We start from the raw sequence: 15,311 nt of genomic DNA on the forward strand, positions 1-15,311 counted from the left end.
AAGCCCGTGCCTGATTTAATCTCAGACAGCCGGGACGACGTTGACCATGTGCTTCTTGTCGGCGCCCTTCGTCGTGAACTTGACGTGGCCGTCGACCAGTGCGAACAGCGTGTGATCCTTGCCGATACCGACGTTCTCACCAGCGTGCATGCGCGTACCGCGCTGACGCACGATGATGCCGCCAGCCAGGATCGCCTGACCGCCGAAAACCTTCACGCCGAGGCGCTTCGATTCGGAGTCGCGGCCGTTCCGGGAAGAGCCGCCTGCCTTTTTGTGTGCCATGTGATTACTCCTTGCCCGATGCGCTTACGCGTTGATCGCGTCGATGCGCAGTTCGGTGTAGTTCTGGCGGTGGCCGCCATGCTTTTGGTAGTGCTTCCGGCGACGCATCTTGAAGATGGTCACTTTGGCGTGACGACCGTGCGACACAACGGTAGCCTTGACGGAAGCCCCACTGACCAGCGGCGTACCGAACTTAATCGATTCGCCTTCGCCCACTGCGAGAACCTGGTCGAGCGTGATTTCAGCGTCAATGTCTGCCGGTATCTGTTCTACTTTAAGTTTTTCGCCGACAGCAACCTTATACTGCTTGCCGCCGGTTTTTATGACCGCGTACATTGAAAACCTCACTCTGGATTCATTTTTCCGACGCACCACGCGCGGAAACCCTCGATTATACATAGAGTTAGCTGCGCGGTCAAAAGTAGTTGACAACGGCCGCGCCAGGCCGTCCGATGCGCGACAGACGCGACATGCCAATGCCAAAACGGCCACGATCACAGGGTGTACGGCGCTGAAATAGCGCAGTTCGCCTTATAATTCGCGGCACTACCCGAATTCGTCACCATGTCGTCAACCGCCACTCCTACCCCTAACGCAGCCAATCTGCTCGCTCCGATCGTCGAAGACATGCAGCAGGTGAATCGCGTCATCCGGCACCGTCTGGCGTCCGAGGTGATGCTGATCAACCAGATCTCCGAGTACATCATCAGTGCCGGAGGCAAGCGACTGCGCCCCGCGCTGCTCCTGCTCGTCGCGGGAGCGCTTGGCGACAGGACGGGGCATCGGCACGAACTGGCGGCCGTCGTCGAGTTCATTCATACCGCAACGCTTCTGCACGACGACGTCGTCGACGAATCCGATCTGCGCCGCGGGCGTCAGACGGCGAACGCGCTGTTCGGCAATGCGGCGAGCGTGCTGGTCGGCGACTTTCTGTATTCGCGCTCGTTTCAGATGATGGTCGGCGTGGGCAAGATGCGCGTTATGGAGATTCTTTCGGAAGCGACCAACATCATTTCCGAAGGCGAAGTGCTGCAGCTCCTGAACATGCATGACGCCGACGTAGACGAAGCGCGCTACATGCAGGTGATCCGCTACAAAACGGCCAAGCTGTTCGAAGCGGCCGCGCAGCTGGGCGCCGTGCTGTCGGGCGTGGACGCAACCACGGAAGCCGCGGCCGCCGAGTTCGGCCGCCGTATCGGCACGGCGTTCCAGATCATGGACGACTGGCTCGACTACACGGGCACGCCCGAGTCGATGGGCAAGAACGCCGGCGACGATCTGCGCGAAGGCAAGCCGACGCTGCCGCTCATCTATCTGATCGAGCGCGGCACACCGGAGCAGGCGGCGCTCGCGCGCGAGGCAATCGAACAGGGTGGCACCGACCGCTTCGACGAGATTTTCGACGCGATCACGCGCTCGGGCGCGCTCGATCACACGCTCGAATGCGCAAAGCAGGAAGCGCAAGCGGCGGCAGCAGCAATTTCCTCGTTTCCCAGTTCCATTTACAAGGAAAGCCTGCTAGAATTATGTTCTTACTCGACGACGAGACAGTCTTGAACGAGACTGAAGCGCCGGATTAGTCTGAATCGAGTTACGAAATCGGGGTGTAGCTTAGCCTGGTAGAGCGCTACGTTCGGGACGTAGAGGCCGGAGGTTCGAATCCTCTCACCCCGACCAGATTTTGAAAAAACCGCGCATTGCGCGGTTTTTTTTCGTCCGTCGCTTTGCCAATCACTTGCGTGGACAGCAAGCCGACTTGGCCATCCGGCCGATGAGACCCCTCCGGCCCCTCTGCTATATTCTCCCCATCCCTCCCCTTCTCATTCACGACGCGTGGAACAACTTCCCTTATGGGCGCAAATAGGCGCCGTCGTCCTGCTTCTCATCTGCTCCAGCTTCTTCTCCATTACCGAGACTGCGATGATGGCGATCAATCGTCATCGTCTGAAGCACCTCGCCGGCAAGGGCGCACTCGGTGCGAAAACTATGCAAGGCCTGCTCGCGCGCACCGATGAGCTGCTGAGCGCCGTGCTGATCGGCAACAACCTGTTCAATACGATCATCCCTGTGCTCACCACGTCGATCGCGTTGCACACGTTCGGCAGCAATAGCCTCGTGCTGTCGATTGCGACGGGTATCGTCGCGTTTCTCATCATCGTATTCGCCGAAATCACGCCGAAGATCGTCGGCGCGACGTTCCCCGAAAAGATCGCATTGCCGGCCAGCCTGCTGATCGCACCGCTGATGCGCGTGTCCAAGCCGCTGATCTGGTTCGTTAACCTGTTCGCCAACGGCATCCTGCGCGTGCTGCACATCAACACGAAAAACGCGCACGAACAGCGGCTGTCGACGGAGGAGCTGCGCACCATAGTGCTCGAGTCCGGCAGCTTCATGCCGACCAAGCACCGTAGCATTCTGCTGAACCTGTTCGACCTCGAAAACATCACCGTCGACGATGTGATGATTCCCCGCCGCCGCATCGAGGCGCTCGATTTCGACGCGCCATTCGAGCAGATCCTGCATCAGCTCGAAACCTGCTATCACAACAAGCTGATCGTCTATCAGGGCGACTTCGACCGCGTGCTCGGCGTGCTCCACGTGCGCAAGACGCTCTCCGCGTTGCACAACCAGGAGCTGGAGCGCGACACGCTGCGCGAACTGCTCGCCGAGCCGTACTTCGTGCCCACGGGCACGCCCGTGTTTCAGCAGCTCCAGTATTTCCAGGAAAGCCGCCATCGGATTGCGCTCGTCGTCGACGAATACGGCGAGCTGCAGGGACTTGTGACGCCCGAGGACATCATCGAGGAACTGATCGGCGAATTCACGACGTCGGTGCCGCGCAGCGCGAGTTCGCGCGGCGGCTGGAACGACGAGGGCGAGTGCATCGTCGCCGGCAGCATGCCGCTGCGCGAACTGAACCGCTGGCTGCAATTGCGTCTGCCGACGGACGGCCCGAAGACCCTCAACGGATTGATCCTGGAAATTCTCGAGGAAATTCCGGAAGGCGACGTCTGCGTGAAGATCGCGGACATCAAACTCGAAGTGATGCGCAGCGACGACCAGGCGATCAGAACAGTTAAGATCTTTCGCCCCGGTCCCCCGCCGGGGTCCAAGATCAAGCGGCTCGTGAGCCGCGGATAGCACACCTGGCCATTCGGCCGAATAGCGGCCGGGCGCGCGATCCCGGATGATGAAGCCGTCATGTTCTGCAGGCGGCTTCCGGCCGGTTTTCGATGCGCACTTCTTCCCACTCGGCATCGCCTCCGCTCAAGGTGGCCGCGAGCCGGCAGCCACCCGCTACGGCGGACGCTGACAATCCACCCGCCGTTCGCCTGCTCGCCGACACGCTTCTGGAAGCCGCGCGCCTCAACGCATCCGATCTGCATATTGAACCGATGGAGCACGGATGGCGGATGCGTCTGCGCGTCGATGGCGTGCTACACGAGATCGCCCGGCCGCCCGCGCATCTTCGCGACGCGTTCATCACGCGCGTGAAAGTGCTGGCTCGCATGGATATCGCCGAGCGGCGCGTGCCGCAGGATGGCCGTTTGCGGCTGCCGGTCGCTGCGGGCCGTGTCGAGGACTATCGGGTCAATTCGCTGCCCACGCTGTTCGGCGAAAAGCTCGTGCTGCGCAGGCTCGACGCGCTGCCAGCCAATCTATCGCTCGACTCGCTTGGCCTTGCGCCCGCACAGCGTGATATCGTCGACCGCTCTATCAGCGCGCCGCATGGGCTCGTGCTCGTCACGGGACCGACGGGCAGCGGCAAGACGATGTCGCTGTACTGCTTCCTGCAACTGTTGAACGCCGAGTCCCGCAATCTCTGCTCGGTCGAAGATCCGGCGGAAATCCAGCTTGCGGGCATCAATCAGGTCAGCGTTCGCGAGAAGGCAGGTCTCACATTCGCCGTCGCGTTGCGCGCTTTCCTTCGCCAGGATCCGGACGTGATCATGGTCGGCGAAATCCGCGACGAAGAGACGGCCGATGTTGCCGTCAAGGCAGCTCAGACGGGGCACCTGGTTTTGTCGACGCTGCACACGAACGACGCGCCCGCAGCCATCGCGCGCCTGATCGATATTGGCGTCGAGCCATACAACCTCGCGGCCGCATTGCGTCTCGTGACCGCGCAGCGGCTGGTGCGGCGCCTGTGTGTCGGATGCAGGCAGCCATCGATGGAAACGCCCGCGTCGTTGCGCGCAGCTGGCGTACCCGACGCCGAAGCCGAGCACTGGCATCCCTATGTTCCACGAGGATGCGAAGCCTGCCACGGCATCGGCTTTCGCGGACGCGTCGGCATCCATCAGGTAATGCCCGTTTCGGACGCAATGCGAGAACTGATCGTGGCGCGAGCCGGCACGCACGAGATCGCCAGACAGGCACACGCCGAACAGGTCCACACGCTGCGCGACGCGGCATTGGCCCGCGCATTCGACGGCACGACGAGCCTCGCCGAAGCCCTGAGCGCGACGGAGGTCGCATGACGGCGACGACACTCCAGGAGCAGCGATTCGCATGGCGCGCGCTCGACGCACAAGGCGTGCGTCGGCGCGGCACGGTGATCGCTCCAGACCTCATGACTGCTCGCTCGATGCTGAAGCAGGACGCGCTCTATGGCGTCGAATGGAGCGTGCGCGGCACGGCGCCGCAACCCAACGCGCGCGCCGCCGACGTCACGCTCTTCACGCGCCAGCTGTCGAGCCTGCTGCGTGCAGGCCTGCCGCTCGCGTCGTCGCTCGAACTGCTGGCGAATGCTTCGAAAGACAGCGAACGGGGCAAGGGCATGCCGCGCATCGTCAATGCGCTCGCTCGCGATATCACGACAGGGCTCGGATTCTCGGCAGCGCTCGCCCGTCACCCGGTGCAGTTCGGCGCACTGTATCGTCAGTTGGTCGAAGTAGGCGAAGCATCCGGCGCGCTGCCTGCCGTGCTCGCGCGGCTCGCCGACGACCGGGAGCGCGCCGCCGCGCAGCGAGCCAAAGTGCGCGCCGCGCTCACCTATCCCGTCGCTATCCTGCTACTTGCAATCGCGATTACGGCTGCGCTGCTGGTATGGGTCGTTCCGACGTTCAAGCAGATCTTCGATGGCTTCGGCGCAAAGCTGCCCGCGCCGACGCAACTGGTGCTCGCGATGTCGGCGGCGGCTGGCCGCTGGAGTGTGCCGCTCGCTTCGATCGTATGCGTGCTCGTGCTTGCCATGCGTCACCTGTTGAGCCGCTCGGAGGCGGCCCGGCTGCAGTTCTCCCGCATGATGCTGCGTCTGCCCATCGCCGGCTCACTGCTCGCGACGCTCTGCGCCGCGCGCTGGAGCCGTGCGCTCGGCACGCTGCTGTCGGCGGGGACGCCCCTCGCTGACGCATTCGATTCGCTCACGCACGCGACGGGCAACGCCTGGTTCGATCGCGCGACCATCGCGATCTCGGCTCAGCTTCGTCGCGGCGTGCGGCTCGCGCCTGCAATGCGTGAAGCGCAATGCTTTCCTGAGGACATCGTGCAACCCGTCGCCATCGCAGAGGAATCGGGCACGCTGGACACAATGCTGCTCGACGTCGCGTCGCTGAGCGATCGACAGGTCGACGAAAAGATCGCGGGTCTCGCGAGCCTGTGCGAACCGCTCGTGATCGTCGTATTGGGCGGGCTCGTCGGCGGTCTCGTCATCGCGATGTATCTTCCCATCATCCAACTTGGCAACGTGGTGTAGTAGCATCGCAGCCGAATCCACCCAATCGACCATGCCGACCACGCTCACGCCCGTGTCAGACCTATCTCTCAGCGGCCCGCTCTCCCGTTTCGCGGACAGCATCGGCGTGGCCTTCGGCGCGCTGCCCGCTCTCGCGCAGATTGCGTTCGTCATCGTGTTCGGCCTCGTGATCGGCAGCTTTCTGAATGTCGTCGTGCATCGCTTGCCGATCATGCTCGAACGCGCGTGGCGCGCCGAAGTGAGCGAAGCAACGGGCCATTCGTTCGACGACGACGGCCTGCCCACGCGCTATAACCTCTGGCTGCCGCGTAGCGCCTGCCCTCATTGCGGCCACATACTGCGCGCGTGGGAAAACATTCCTGTGCTCAGCTATCTGATGCTGCGCGGTCGCTGCTCTCAATGCAAAACCCGCGTGAGCTTTCGCTATCCGCTGCTCGAGCTGTCGAGCGCGGCGCTGGCGCTCGGCGCATTCGTCTCGTTCGGCGCGACGGGCACGGCACTCGCGGCATACGGACTTTGCGCCGCGCTGCTTGCGATGAGCGCGATCGACATCGACACGCATCTGCTGCCCGACTCGATGACCTTGCCATTGCTGTGGGCGGGCTTTATCGTCAACTTCAATTCGGTGTTCGCGAGCCTGCATGACGCGGTGATCGGCGCAATCGCCGGCTATCTCGTGCTGTGGTGCGTGCATTGGGCGTTCAGGCTCGTGCGCGGCATCGAAGGCATGGGTTATGGCGACTTCAAGCTGCTCGCCGCGCTCGGCGCCTGGCTTGGATGGGCGGCGCTGCCGCAGATCATTCTGATCGCGGCCGTGGCGGGCGCCGTCATCGGACTGATTGCGACATGGATCGGCCGCATGCGCTTTGAGGAGCCGCTGCCGTTCGGCCCGTTTCTCGCGGCAGCCGGCGCCATTACGCTCTTTCTCGGCACGCCACTTTATGTGGCTTTCGGAGGCTGACGCATGTTTGCTGTTGGATTGACGGGCGGCATCGGCAGCGGCAAGTCCACTGTCGCCGATCTGTTCGCGAAGCGCGGCGTAACGCTCGTCGATACCGACGTGATCGCACATCGCGTCACCGCGCCGGGTGGGCCCGCGATGCCCGCTATTGCCGCCGAGTTCGGCGCCTCGTTCGTCGCGTCCGATGGCTCACTCGATCGCGCCCGCATGCGCGCGCTCGTCTTCAGCGACGAGAATGCGCGCAAACGTCTGGAAGCCATCACGCATCCGTTGATTCGCGCCGAGACGGAACGCGAGCGTCAACAGGCGCAAGGACCGTACGTAATCATGGTCGTGCCGCTGCTCGTTGAATCGGGCAATTGGAAGACACGCGTGGACCGCGTGCTGACCGTCGACTGCAGTGTCGAGACGCAGATCGCTCGCGTCATGTACCGCAATGCGTTCACGCGCGAACAGGTACTGGCGATCATCGCGCGCCAGGCCACGCGCGAAGCGCGCCTCGCCGCAGCCGACGACGTGATCATCAACGATGGTGCATCGCTCGGAGCGCTCGACCTTGACGTCGATCGCCTTCATCGCATGTATCTTTCACTCGCGGCCGCATGAGCCGTAAGCGATTCTGTTCACCGTCTGTAAAGCGGGCGTATGTTGTCGTGAACGGCGCGAGCACGCAACGAATGCGCACGATACAGCGCAAAAATTGACAGAAGCTCGCGGAAATAGTGTGTGATTGCTAGGGTAGTCTCACGGCATTAGAATGTCCTGCAATTCCGTCACCGACCACGCCCGAGGCGAGCCCGCTTGATTCTTTACGAGTATCCCTTCAACGAGCGAATCCGGACGCTGCTGCGCCTCGAAGATCTGTTCGAGCGCTTCACGTTCTTTCTGACTCAGGAAGACGCCAGGGAACATCATGTCGCGCTGACTACGCTGTTCGAAATCTCCGAAGTCGCGGGCCGCGCGGATCTGAAGTCCGATCTGATGAAGGAACTGGAGCGGCAACGTCAAACGCTCGCGCCGTTTCGCGGCAATCCCGGTATCGAGCAGAATGCGCTCGAAGCCGTCCTCGGCGAAATCGAGCAGACTCTCGCCGGGCTTACGCAAATGCAAGGCAAGACTGGCCAGCATCTTGCGGACAACGAGTGGCTCGCGAGCATCCGCAGCCGCGCCATCATCCCCGGCGGCACCTGCAAATTCGATCTTCCGTCGTATTACGCGTGGCAGCAGACGCATCCCGATCAACGCCGTCAGGACATCGCCAAGTGGGTCATGCCGCTTTTGCCGCTGCGCGACGCCGCCGCCATCGTGCTGCGACTTGCGCGCGAATCGGGGCAGGCGTCGAAAGTGATGGCGATGCAGGGCAGCTACCAGCAAATGCTGTCGGGGCGCACGTATCAGTTGATGCAGGTGCGCGTGGCACCCGAATTGCGAGTGATTCCGGAAGCAAGTGCCAACAAGTACATGCTGTGGGTGCGCTTCACGGTGCAGGATGGCGACTTGCGTCCGCGCGCCGTCGATGTCGACGTGCCGTTCCAGTTGACGCTGTGCAGTCTTTAATCTGAGGCAAAGCGCCTCATTTATCGACCTTCACCGTTTAGATCGAACGCCTGACCGAATGACCACTGTAGTCAAATGCCCGACCTGCGGAAAGGATGTCCGCTGGACTCCTGAGAACCGCTTCCGTCCGTTCTGTTCCGAGCGCTGCAAGCAGATTGATCTCGGCGCGTGGGCTGCCGAAAAATACAAGATCGGCGGCACCGACGACGAACCGACAACCGACGACACGCCCGGCGAAAACCGCTCGCACTGAAGCGCAACGAGTCCCCGCGCGTCATCATCGAGGCGCGAGCCGCGCGCTGCGGCTGCGCCCTTCTCTCACTCCGCGGCCAGCCACTCCAGTACGGGAATCGTCGCGGGCAATAGTGGCGATACCTGAGCCGGCAACGCCTGCCACGCGAACGCCTGACCTTCGCGCCCATGCGGCTCGCCGTCCCACGCCGTCACCTTGCAGAAATAAAGACGCACGTACGCGTGCGGATAGTCGTGTTCGAGCACGTGCCAGCGGTGGCTCGACTGCACGTCGATGCCGAGTTCTTCGTGTAGCTCACGAGCAAGCGCGGCTTCGACCGACTCGCCCGGCTCCAGCTTGCCGCCCGGAAATTCCCAGTAGCCCTCGTAAGGCTTGCCGGCTGGCCGTTGCGCGAGCAGATAGCGACCATCGGGCTGAACCAGCACGCCGACGGCCACTTCCGTGACCGGCCGGCCGGCAGCGTTCAGTTCGCTCGCGTTCTGCGCGCTTTTTTGCCCGTCGTTTTGCACCGGATCGCTCATGCTGGCGCCCGCCGGCCCGACCAGTCGCGCGCGAACTGCCAAGCGACGCGCCCCGAGCGCGAGCCGCGTTCCAGCGCCCAGATCAGCGCGTCGCCGCGCGCCGCTTCGACATCGGCATCGTTGCAGCCGAAGTGATGCAGCCAGTGCGCGACGATCGACAGATAGTCGTCCTGCTTGAACGGATAGAAGCTGACCCACAGCCCGAAACGCTCCGACAGCGAAATCTTTTCTTCGACCACTTCGCCCGGATGGATTTCGCCGTCGGGCATGTGCTTGTACGTCTCGTTGTCGCTCATGTACTCGGGCAGCAGATGGCGGCGGTTCGACGTCGCGTAGATCAGCACGTTGTCCGACTGCGCAGCCACCGATCCGTCGAGCGCTACCTTCAGCGCCTTGTAGCCCGACTCGCCTTCCTCGAACGACAGATCGTCGCAGAACACAATGAAGCGCTCAGGACGCGTCGAAATCAGATCGACGATATCGCCCAAGTCGTGCAGGTCATCCTTGTCGACTTCGATCAGACGCAGACCGTCCTTCGAGTGCGCATTCAAACATGCCTTGATCAGCGACGACTTGCCCGTGCCGCGCGCGCCCGTGAGCAGTACGTTGTTGGCGGGCTGCCGGCTCACGAACTGCTTCGTGTTCTGCTCGATCAGGTTCTTTTGACGATCGATGTTCTGCAGGTCGTCCAGCGAAATCGACGAAATAGCGGGCACCGGCTGCAGATAGCCGCGCCCCTGGCGCTTGCGCCAGCGGAACGCAACGGCCGCGGACCAGTCGACATCGGGCGCGGCGGGTGGAAGCATCGCTTCGAGCCGCACCAGCACAGCTTCGGCGCGGGTCAGAAATTGTTCGAGTTTATCCATGTGGTCAGGTCGGAACGAATCTGGAATGAGGAGCCAATCGAGAGCCAATCAGGCGCATATCGCGCGTAAATCACGAGCGATAGTCGGCGTTGATGCTCACGTAGTCGTGCGACAGGTCGCACGTCCAGATCGTCGCCTGCGCATCGCCACGGCCCAGCACGACACGAATCAGGATTTCGGCCTTCTTCATCACGCGCTGCCCGTCTTCTTCTTTGTACTCCGGATTGCGGCCGCCCGCTTTCGCGACGAGCACATCGTCCAGATACAGGTCGATCTTGCCGACGTCGAGGTCCGTCACGCCCGCATAGCCGATGGCGGCCAGAATGCGCCCGAGGTTCGGGTCAGACGCATAGAACGCCGTCTTCACGAGCGGCGAATGTCCGATCGCATACGCGATCTGGCGACACTCGGCGACGCTCGAACCGCCTTCGACCTGCACCGTCATGAACTTCGTCGCGCCCTCGCCGTCGCGCACGATCAGCTGCGCAAGCGTCTGCGCCGTTTTCGTGACGGCGTCGCGCAGCGCGGCGTATGCGGGCGAATCCGTCGACGTGATCGCGGGCAGGCTCGACTTGCCCGAGGCGATGAGGATGAACGAATCGTTCGTCGATGTATCGCCGTCGATCGTGATGCAGTTGAACGAGCGGTCGGCGACATGCTTCACCAGTTCGTCGAGCACCGGCTGCGCAACGTTCGCGTCGAAGGCGAGGAAACCGAGCATCGTCGCCATGTTCGGCTTGATCATGCCGGCGCCTTTACTGATGCCCGTCAACGTGACCGTGTGGCCGTCGATCGTCACCTGGCGCGACACCGCCTTCGGCAGCGTGTCGGTGGTCATGATGGCCTGCGCGGCGTCGTACCAGTGCGCAGCCTGACGGTTCGCGAGGGCGGCGGGCAGCCCGGCCTTCAGACGGTCGACAGGCAGCGGCTCCAGGATCACGCCCGTCGAGAACGGCAGCACCTGTTCCGGCGCGATGCCCGCGAGGCGCGCCAGTTCATCGCACGTCTCGCGCGCGTGCGCCATGCCCGGCTCGCCCGTGCCCGCGTTCGCATTGCCGGTGTTCACGACCAGCGCGCGAATGCCCTTGCCGCCCGCGCGCACGCGCTCGAGGTGCTCGCGGCACACGGTGACGGGCGCCGCGCAGAAACGGTTCGAAGTGAACACGCCCGCGACCGTCGCGCCTTCGTCGACGGAAATGACGAGCACGTCCTTGCGATTCGGCTTGCGGATGTTCGCCTCGGCCCAGCCTAGCGTGACGCCGGCGACGGGGTGGAGTTGAGCGGGATCGATCAAGGGGAAATTGACAGCCATGGTTGCGACCTGTCGAGACTGAAATGCCGGCGAGTGCCGGCATCGGGGATCAAGGGTGATGGCGCCGGATGGAGCCGCGCCACCGCGAAATCGCCAGCAATGCACGCATCAAACGACGCGGCGCGCATGATGCGCGCCGCTCCGTGTGTCACGCAATCTTGCCGTGGCACTGCTTGTACTTCTTGCCGCTGCCGCACGGACATGGATCGTTGCGGCCGACTTTCGGCACGGCATCGCCCGGAAGCGGCGCTGCTGCGCCGTGACCGTGCGCCATCGCCTCGCCGATCATCGATGCTGCCGCGTTTGCCGCGACAGGTGCCGCCGCGACGGCCGCGCCGCCTTCCGCGTAATCTGCATGGCGAAACTCGACGTTCTCCAGATGGCTGCCTTGCTCTTCGTACTGCTCGGCAGCCTCCTCCAGTTGCTCCGGCGACTGGATCTGCACATTCATCACGATGCGCGTGACTTCGAGCTTCACCGAGTCGAGCATCGCCGCGAACAGTTCGAACGCTTCGCGCTTGTACTCCTGCTTCGGGTTCTTCTGCGCATAGCCGCGCAGGTGGATGCCCTGACGCAGATGATCGAGCGCTGCGAGATGTTCGCGCCAGCTACGGTCAAGCGTCTGCAGCATGACAGAGCGCTCGAACGCGCTGAACGATTCGCGGCCCACCTGTTCGACCTTCGACTCGTAGGCCTCGTCCGCAGCGGCCGTCACCGCTTCGAGAATCTCACTGGCGTCGATCGACTGCGACTCGTTGATCATCTCCTGAATCGCGAGATCGAGCTGCCAGTCGTTGCGCAACACTTCTTCCAGTTCAGGCACGTCCCATTGTTCTTCGATGCTGCCTGCCGGCACGAACTGATGGACGATGTCGCCGATCACGCCGTGACGCATCGCGCCGATCGTCTCGGTGATGTCGTGCGCTTCGAGCAGCTCGTTGCGCTGCTGATAGATCACCTTGCGCTGATCGTTCGACACGTCGTCGTATTCGAGCAGCTGCTTGCGGATATCGAAGTTGCGCGCTTCGACCTTGCGTTGCGCCGATTCGATCGAACGTGTGACGATGCCCGCTTCGATCGCCTCGCCTTCCGGCATCTTGAGACGTTCCATGATCGCGCGCACGCGGTCGCCGGCAAAAATACGCAGCAGCGGATCTTCGAGCGACAGATAGAAACGCGACGAGCCCGGGTCGCCCTGACGGCCGGCACGGCCGCGCAGCTGGTTGTCGATACGGCGCGATTCGTGACGCTCGGTGCCGATGATATGCAGGCCGCCCGCGGCCTTCACCTGATCGTGCAGCGTCTGCCACTCGTCGTGTAGCTTCTGGATGCGCGCCGCCTTTTCGTCTTCGGGGATCGACAGATCGGCTTCGATGAACGCGGCCTGTTTCTCGGCATTGCCGCCCAGCACGATGTCCGTGCCGCGGCCGGCCATGTTGGTCGCGATCGTGATGCGCTTCGGACGGCCCGCTTCGGCGACGATCGCCGCTTCGCGCGCGTGCTGCTTCGCGTTCAGCACTTCGTGTGGCAGACCGGCTTTGTTCAGCAGCTGTGACAGCAGTTCCGAGTTCTCGATCGACGTCGTGCCGACCAGCACCGGCTGACCGCGGTCATAGCATTCGCGGATATCGCGAATCACCGCGTTGTAGCGCTCCATCGCCGTCTTGTAGATCTGATCCTGCTTGTCGATTCGCTTCGGCGGGCGGTTGGTCGGAATCACGACCGTTTCGAGGCCGTAAATCTCGTTGAATTCGTACGCTTCGGTGTCGGCCGTACCCGTCATGCCGGACAGCTTCGCGTACATGCGGAAATAATTCTGGAACGTGATCGATGCGAGCGTCTGGTTCTCGCTCTGAATCTTCACGTGCTCCTTCGCTTCGACCGCCTGGTGCAAACCGTCAGACCAGCGGCGGCCCGCCATCAGACGGCCGGTGAACTCGTCGACAATCACCACTTCGCCGTTCTGCACGACGTAGTGCTGGTCCTTGTAGAACAGCGTGTGCGCGCGCAGCGCGGCGTACACGTGGTGCATCAGCGTGATGTTCTGCGGCGCGTAGAGGCTCTCGCCTTCGCCGATCAGGCCCCACTCGGCGAGCAGCCGCTCGGCCTTTTCGTGGCCCGATTCCGTCAGGAACACCTGGCGCGCCTTTTCGTCCAGCGTGTAGTCGCCGGGCTTTTCGACGCCCGTGCCGTCCGCCTTCTCTTCGCCGATCTGGCGCTCGAGCAGCGGCGGCAGTGCGTTCATGCGCACGTAAAGCTCGGTGTGATCTTCGGCCTGGCCGGAGATGATGAGCGGCGTGCGGGCTTCGTCGATGAGAATCGAGTCCACTTCGTCGACGACTGCGAAGTTCAGCGCCCGCTGCACGCGCGCATCGGTCTCGTAGACCATGTTGTCGCGCAGGTAGTCGAAGCCGAATTCGTTGTTGGTGCCGTACGTGATGTCTGCGGCGTACGCTTCCTGCTTCAGGCCATGATCCATCTGCGACAGGTTGATACCCACCGACAGGCCGAGGAAGTTATAGAGACGCCCCATCCATTCGGCGTCGCGCTGCGCGAGGTAATCGTTCACCGTCACGACGTGCACGCCGCGTCCGGACAGCGCGTTCAGGTAGGCCGCGAGCGTCGCGACGAGCGTCTTGCCTTCGCCCGTGCGCATTTCCGCGATCTTGCCGTAGTGCAGGACCATCCCGCCGATCAGCTGGACGTCGAAGTGCCGCATCTTCAGCACGCGCTTGCTCGCCTCGCGGCAGACCGCGAACGCCTCGGGCAGCAGCTTGTCGAGCGACTCGCCACCGCCGACGCGTTGCCGGAATTCCGTCGTTTTCGCGCGCAGTTGATCGTCCGTCAATTGCTCGATCTGCGGTTCGAGCGCATTGATCGCCGCGACGGTCTTTTGATATTGCTTGACGAGCCGTTGATTGCGGCTGCCAAAAATCTTTTGTAGAAAACCGGTGGTCATCGGATCGTGGTTGCGTCGCGGCTTAGGCTGGGTTGCAAGGCCGGTTTTTACACCCTTTCACCTTGTTGCAACCCTCGGTCGTTTGGGCCTCGGCGGCTTAGGTCCAAGAGTGAATTCGAATCATGGATTTTAGCACGCGCCCCCGCGTCCGCCTGTGTCAGCAGCAAGACCATTGGCCGTCCGGCCAGGGCGAAAGTGCTGCGGATACGGGCGTCAGCGGCATGTGCGAACGTCGTTGCGGGCCGCTGCCGCATGTTACAACCGGTACAATCACGGCATGGGCGCGCACGCTGCGCGGCTACCATTAAACTCTCAGATGAGCCGTTTCTCACCGTTTTCAAGGCAGTCACTGAAGCCCGGCCCGAAGCTGGGCTCGCGCTCGTTCGACGTGCGCAGGCCGCAAGCCGTCGCCGAAGTGCTGAACCGCACCGACGCGTTCGCGGCACTGCGAGCCGGCGTCGAGCAGGTCGCCGCGCTGGAGCGCGATCTGACCGAATTGCTGCCCGACTATCTGGCGACGAGCGTCGAGCCTGGCTTCATCAAGGACGGCGTGCTCGCGCTGTTCGCCGCGCACAATGCGCTCGCGGCGCGACTGCGGCATCTGGAGCCGCGTCTGCTGTCGGATCTGCAGCAGCGCGGCTGGCCGGTGAACTCACTGAAAATCCGCGTCCGCCCGCAGCCCGCGAAAGAGCCTCCGCGCGAGAAACAGGCGCGCATGTCGCGCGCTGGCGCTGACGCGCTGCACGAGCTCAGCGAATCGCTGGAACCGTCGCCGTTGCAGGCGGCACTCGCGCGCATGGCTGCCCGGCATCGGAAATGAATTCGCCGAAGAATCGCGTTGGAATGAAAAAAGCGGCCTTTTCAGGCCGCTTTTTCGTTGCTGCTCGGTGACTACCCAAGCG

Annotated in this window: 15 protein-coding genes and 1 tRNA gene; 10 read left to right on the plus strand and 6 right to left on the minus strand. The window is 63.0% G+C overall.

Translation table 11 applies throughout. The features are described from left to right. Window positions 1–21: 21 nt before the first annotated feature. Together rpmA and rplU are read right to left on the minus strand one after the other, a co-directional pair. Window positions 22–282 carry a 50S ribosomal protein L27 gene (gene rpmA, locus AABE10_RS24955; RefSeq protein ID WP_090868414.1) on the minus strand — a complete coding sequence of 87 codons (261 nt, stop codon included), beginning with the start codon at window positions 280–282 and terminating at the stop codon, window positions 22–24. A 24-nt stretch (window positions 283–306) separates the two neighbouring features. Beyond that, window positions 307–618, minus strand: a complete 312-nt coding sequence (gene rplU, locus AABE10_RS24960) for a 50S ribosomal protein L21 (protein WP_006025184.1) — start codon at window positions 616–618, stop codon at window positions 307–309. A 228-nt stretch (window positions 619–846) separates the two neighbouring features. Between rplU and AABE10_RS24965 the strand changes: the two genes are divergently transcribed. The 9 genes from AABE10_RS24965 (at window position 847) to yacG (ending at window position 8,751) form a co-directional block, all read left to right on the plus strand. Beyond that, window positions 847–1,839, plus strand: a complete 993-nt coding sequence (locus AABE10_RS24965) for a polyprenyl synthetase family protein (RefSeq protein WP_342935889.1) — start codon at window positions 847–849, stop codon at window positions 1,837–1,839. Window positions 1,840–1,882: 43 nt separating this feature from the next. Next, a tRNA-Pro gene (locus tag AABE10_RS24970) sits at window positions 1,883–1,959 on the plus strand. A 156-nt stretch (window positions 1,960–2,115) separates the two neighbouring features. Beyond that, window positions 2,116–3,423, plus strand: a complete 1,308-nt coding sequence (locus AABE10_RS24975) for an HlyC/CorC family transporter (RefSeq protein ID WP_342935890.1) — start codon at window positions 2,116–2,118, stop codon at window positions 3,421–3,423. Between the two features lie 92 nt (window positions 3,424–3,515). Then, a complete protein-coding gene (locus tag AABE10_RS24980; RefSeq protein WP_342935891.1) occupies window positions 3,516–4,763 on the plus strand; it encodes a GspE/PulE family protein in 1,248 nt (415 codons plus the stop codon). After that, window positions 4,760–5,980, plus strand: a complete 1,221-nt coding sequence (locus AABE10_RS24985; protein WP_342935892.1) for a type II secretion system F family protein — start codon at window positions 4,760–4,762, stop codon at window positions 5,978–5,980. The genes AABE10_RS24980 and AABE10_RS24985 overlap by 4 nt, the downstream gene beginning before the upstream one ends. A 31-nt stretch (window positions 5,981–6,011) precedes the next feature. Then, complete coding sequence (locus tag AABE10_RS24990; protein ID WP_342935893.1) at window positions 6,012–6,941, plus strand: A24 family peptidase; 930 nt, start codon at window positions 6,012–6,014, stop codon at window positions 6,939–6,941. 3 nt (window positions 6,942–6,944) lie between these two features. Then, window positions 6,945–7,547 carry a dephospho-CoA kinase gene (coaE, locus tag AABE10_RS24995; RefSeq protein ID WP_342935894.1) on the plus strand — a complete coding sequence of 201 codons (603 nt, stop codon included), beginning with the start codon at window positions 6,945–6,947 and terminating at the stop codon, window positions 7,545–7,547. Between the two features lie 195 nt (window positions 7,548–7,742). Beyond that, window positions 7,743–8,498: a cell division protein ZapD gene (gene zapD / locus AABE10_RS25000; RefSeq protein ID WP_007747120.1), complete on the plus strand. Its 756-nt coding sequence runs from the start codon at window positions 7,743–7,745 to the stop codon at window positions 8,496–8,498. A 58-nt stretch (window positions 8,499–8,556) separates the two neighbouring features. Then, complete coding sequence (gene yacG, locus AABE10_RS25005; RefSeq protein ID WP_090868399.1) at window positions 8,557–8,751, plus strand: DNA gyrase inhibitor YacG; 195 nt, start codon at window positions 8,557–8,559, stop codon at window positions 8,749–8,751. Window positions 8,752–8,816: 65 nt separating this feature from the next. On the opposite strand, the gene AABE10_RS25010 is transcribed toward yacG, so the two are convergent. The 4 genes from AABE10_RS25010 to secA form a co-directional block, all read right to left on the minus strand. Beyond that, window positions 8,817–9,272, minus strand: coding sequence for an NUDIX domain-containing protein (locus AABE10_RS25010; protein ID WP_342935895.1), 456 nt, complete (start codon window positions 9,270–9,272; stop codon window positions 8,817–8,819). Further along, window positions 9,269–10,138: an ATP-binding protein gene (locus AABE10_RS25015; protein WP_342935896.1), complete on the minus strand. Its 870-nt coding sequence runs from the start codon at window positions 10,136–10,138 to the stop codon at window positions 9,269–9,271. Before AABE10_RS25015 ends, AABE10_RS25010 begins: the two co-directional genes overlap by 4 nt. A gap of 70 nt (window positions 10,139–10,208) precedes the next feature. Then, on the minus strand, window positions 10,209–11,450 hold the full coding sequence (gene argJ / locus AABE10_RS25020) for a bifunctional glutamate N-acetyltransferase/amino-acid acetyltransferase ArgJ (protein ID WP_342935897.1): 1,242 nt from the start codon (window positions 11,448–11,450) through the stop codon (window positions 10,209–10,211). A gap of 148 nt (window positions 11,451–11,598) precedes the next feature. After that, window positions 11,599–14,409: a preprotein translocase subunit SecA gene (secA, locus tag AABE10_RS25025; RefSeq protein ID WP_342935898.1), complete on the minus strand. Its 2,811-nt coding sequence runs from the start codon at window positions 14,407–14,409 to the stop codon at window positions 11,599–11,601. A gap of 316 nt (window positions 14,410–14,725) precedes the next feature. On the opposite strand from secA, the gene AABE10_RS25030 reads away from it, so the two are divergent. Continuing rightward, complete coding sequence (locus tag AABE10_RS25030) at window positions 14,726–15,229, plus strand: DciA family protein (RefSeq protein ID WP_342935899.1); 504 nt, start codon at window positions 14,726–14,728, stop codon at window positions 15,227–15,229. Window positions 15,230–15,311 lie beyond the last annotated feature (82 nt).

It is taken from the genome of Paraburkholderia diazotrophica, from assembly GCF_038900755.1.
Classification (GTDB): Bacteria; Pseudomonadota; Gammaproteobacteria; order Burkholderiales; family Burkholderiaceae; genus Paraburkholderia; species Paraburkholderia diazotrophica_A.

What these genes read in the sequence shown, in the direction of transcription:
- rpmA (WP_090868414.1), bottom strand. Translation starts at nt 282, where the DNA reads ATGGCACACAAAAAGGCAGGCGGCTCTTCCCGGAACGGCCGCGACTCC.
- rplU (WP_006025184.1), bottom strand. Translation starts at nt 618, where the DNA reads ATGTACGCGGTCATAAAAACCGGCGGCAAGCAGTATAAGGTTGCTGTC.
- AABE10_RS24965 (WP_342935889.1), top strand. Translation starts at nt 847, where the DNA reads ATGTCGTCAACCGCCACTCCTACCCCTAACGCAGCCAATCTGCTCGCT.
- AABE10_RS24980 (WP_342935891.1), top strand. Translation starts at nt 3,516, where the DNA reads ATGCGCACTTCTTCCCACTCGGCATCGCCTCCGCTCAAGGTGGCCGCG.
- AABE10_RS24985 (WP_342935892.1), top strand. Translation starts at nt 4,760, where the DNA reads ATGACGGCGACGACACTCCAGGAGCAGCGATTCGCATGGCGCGCGCTC.
- AABE10_RS24990 (WP_342935893.1), top strand. Translation starts at nt 6,012, where the DNA reads ATGCCGACCACGCTCACGCCCGTGTCAGACCTATCTCTCAGCGGCCCG.
- coaE (WP_342935894.1), top strand. Translation starts at nt 6,945, where the DNA reads ATGTTTGCTGTTGGATTGACGGGCGGCATCGGCAGCGGCAAGTCCACT.
- yacG (WP_090868399.1), top strand. Translation starts at nt 8,557, where the DNA reads ATGACCACTGTAGTCAAATGCCCGACCTGCGGAAAGGATGTCCGCTGG.
- AABE10_RS25010 (WP_342935895.1), bottom strand. Translation starts at nt 9,272, where the DNA reads ATGAGCGATCCGGTGCAAAACGACGGGCAAAAAAGCGCGCAGAACGCG.
- AABE10_RS25015 (WP_342935896.1), bottom strand. Translation starts at nt 10,138, where the DNA reads ATGGATAAACTCGAACAATTTCTGACCCGCGCCGAAGCTGTGCTGGTG.
- argJ (WP_342935897.1), bottom strand. Translation starts at nt 11,450, where the DNA reads ATGGCTGTCAATTTCCCCTTGATCGATCCCGCTCAACTCCACCCCGTC.
- secA (WP_342935898.1), bottom strand. Translation starts at nt 14,409, where the DNA reads ATGACCACCGGTTTTCTACAAAAGATTTTTGGCAGCCGCAATCAACGG.
- AABE10_RS25030 (WP_342935899.1), top strand. Translation starts at nt 14,726, where the DNA reads ATGAGCCGTTTCTCACCGTTTTCAAGGCAGTCACTGAAGCCCGGCCCG.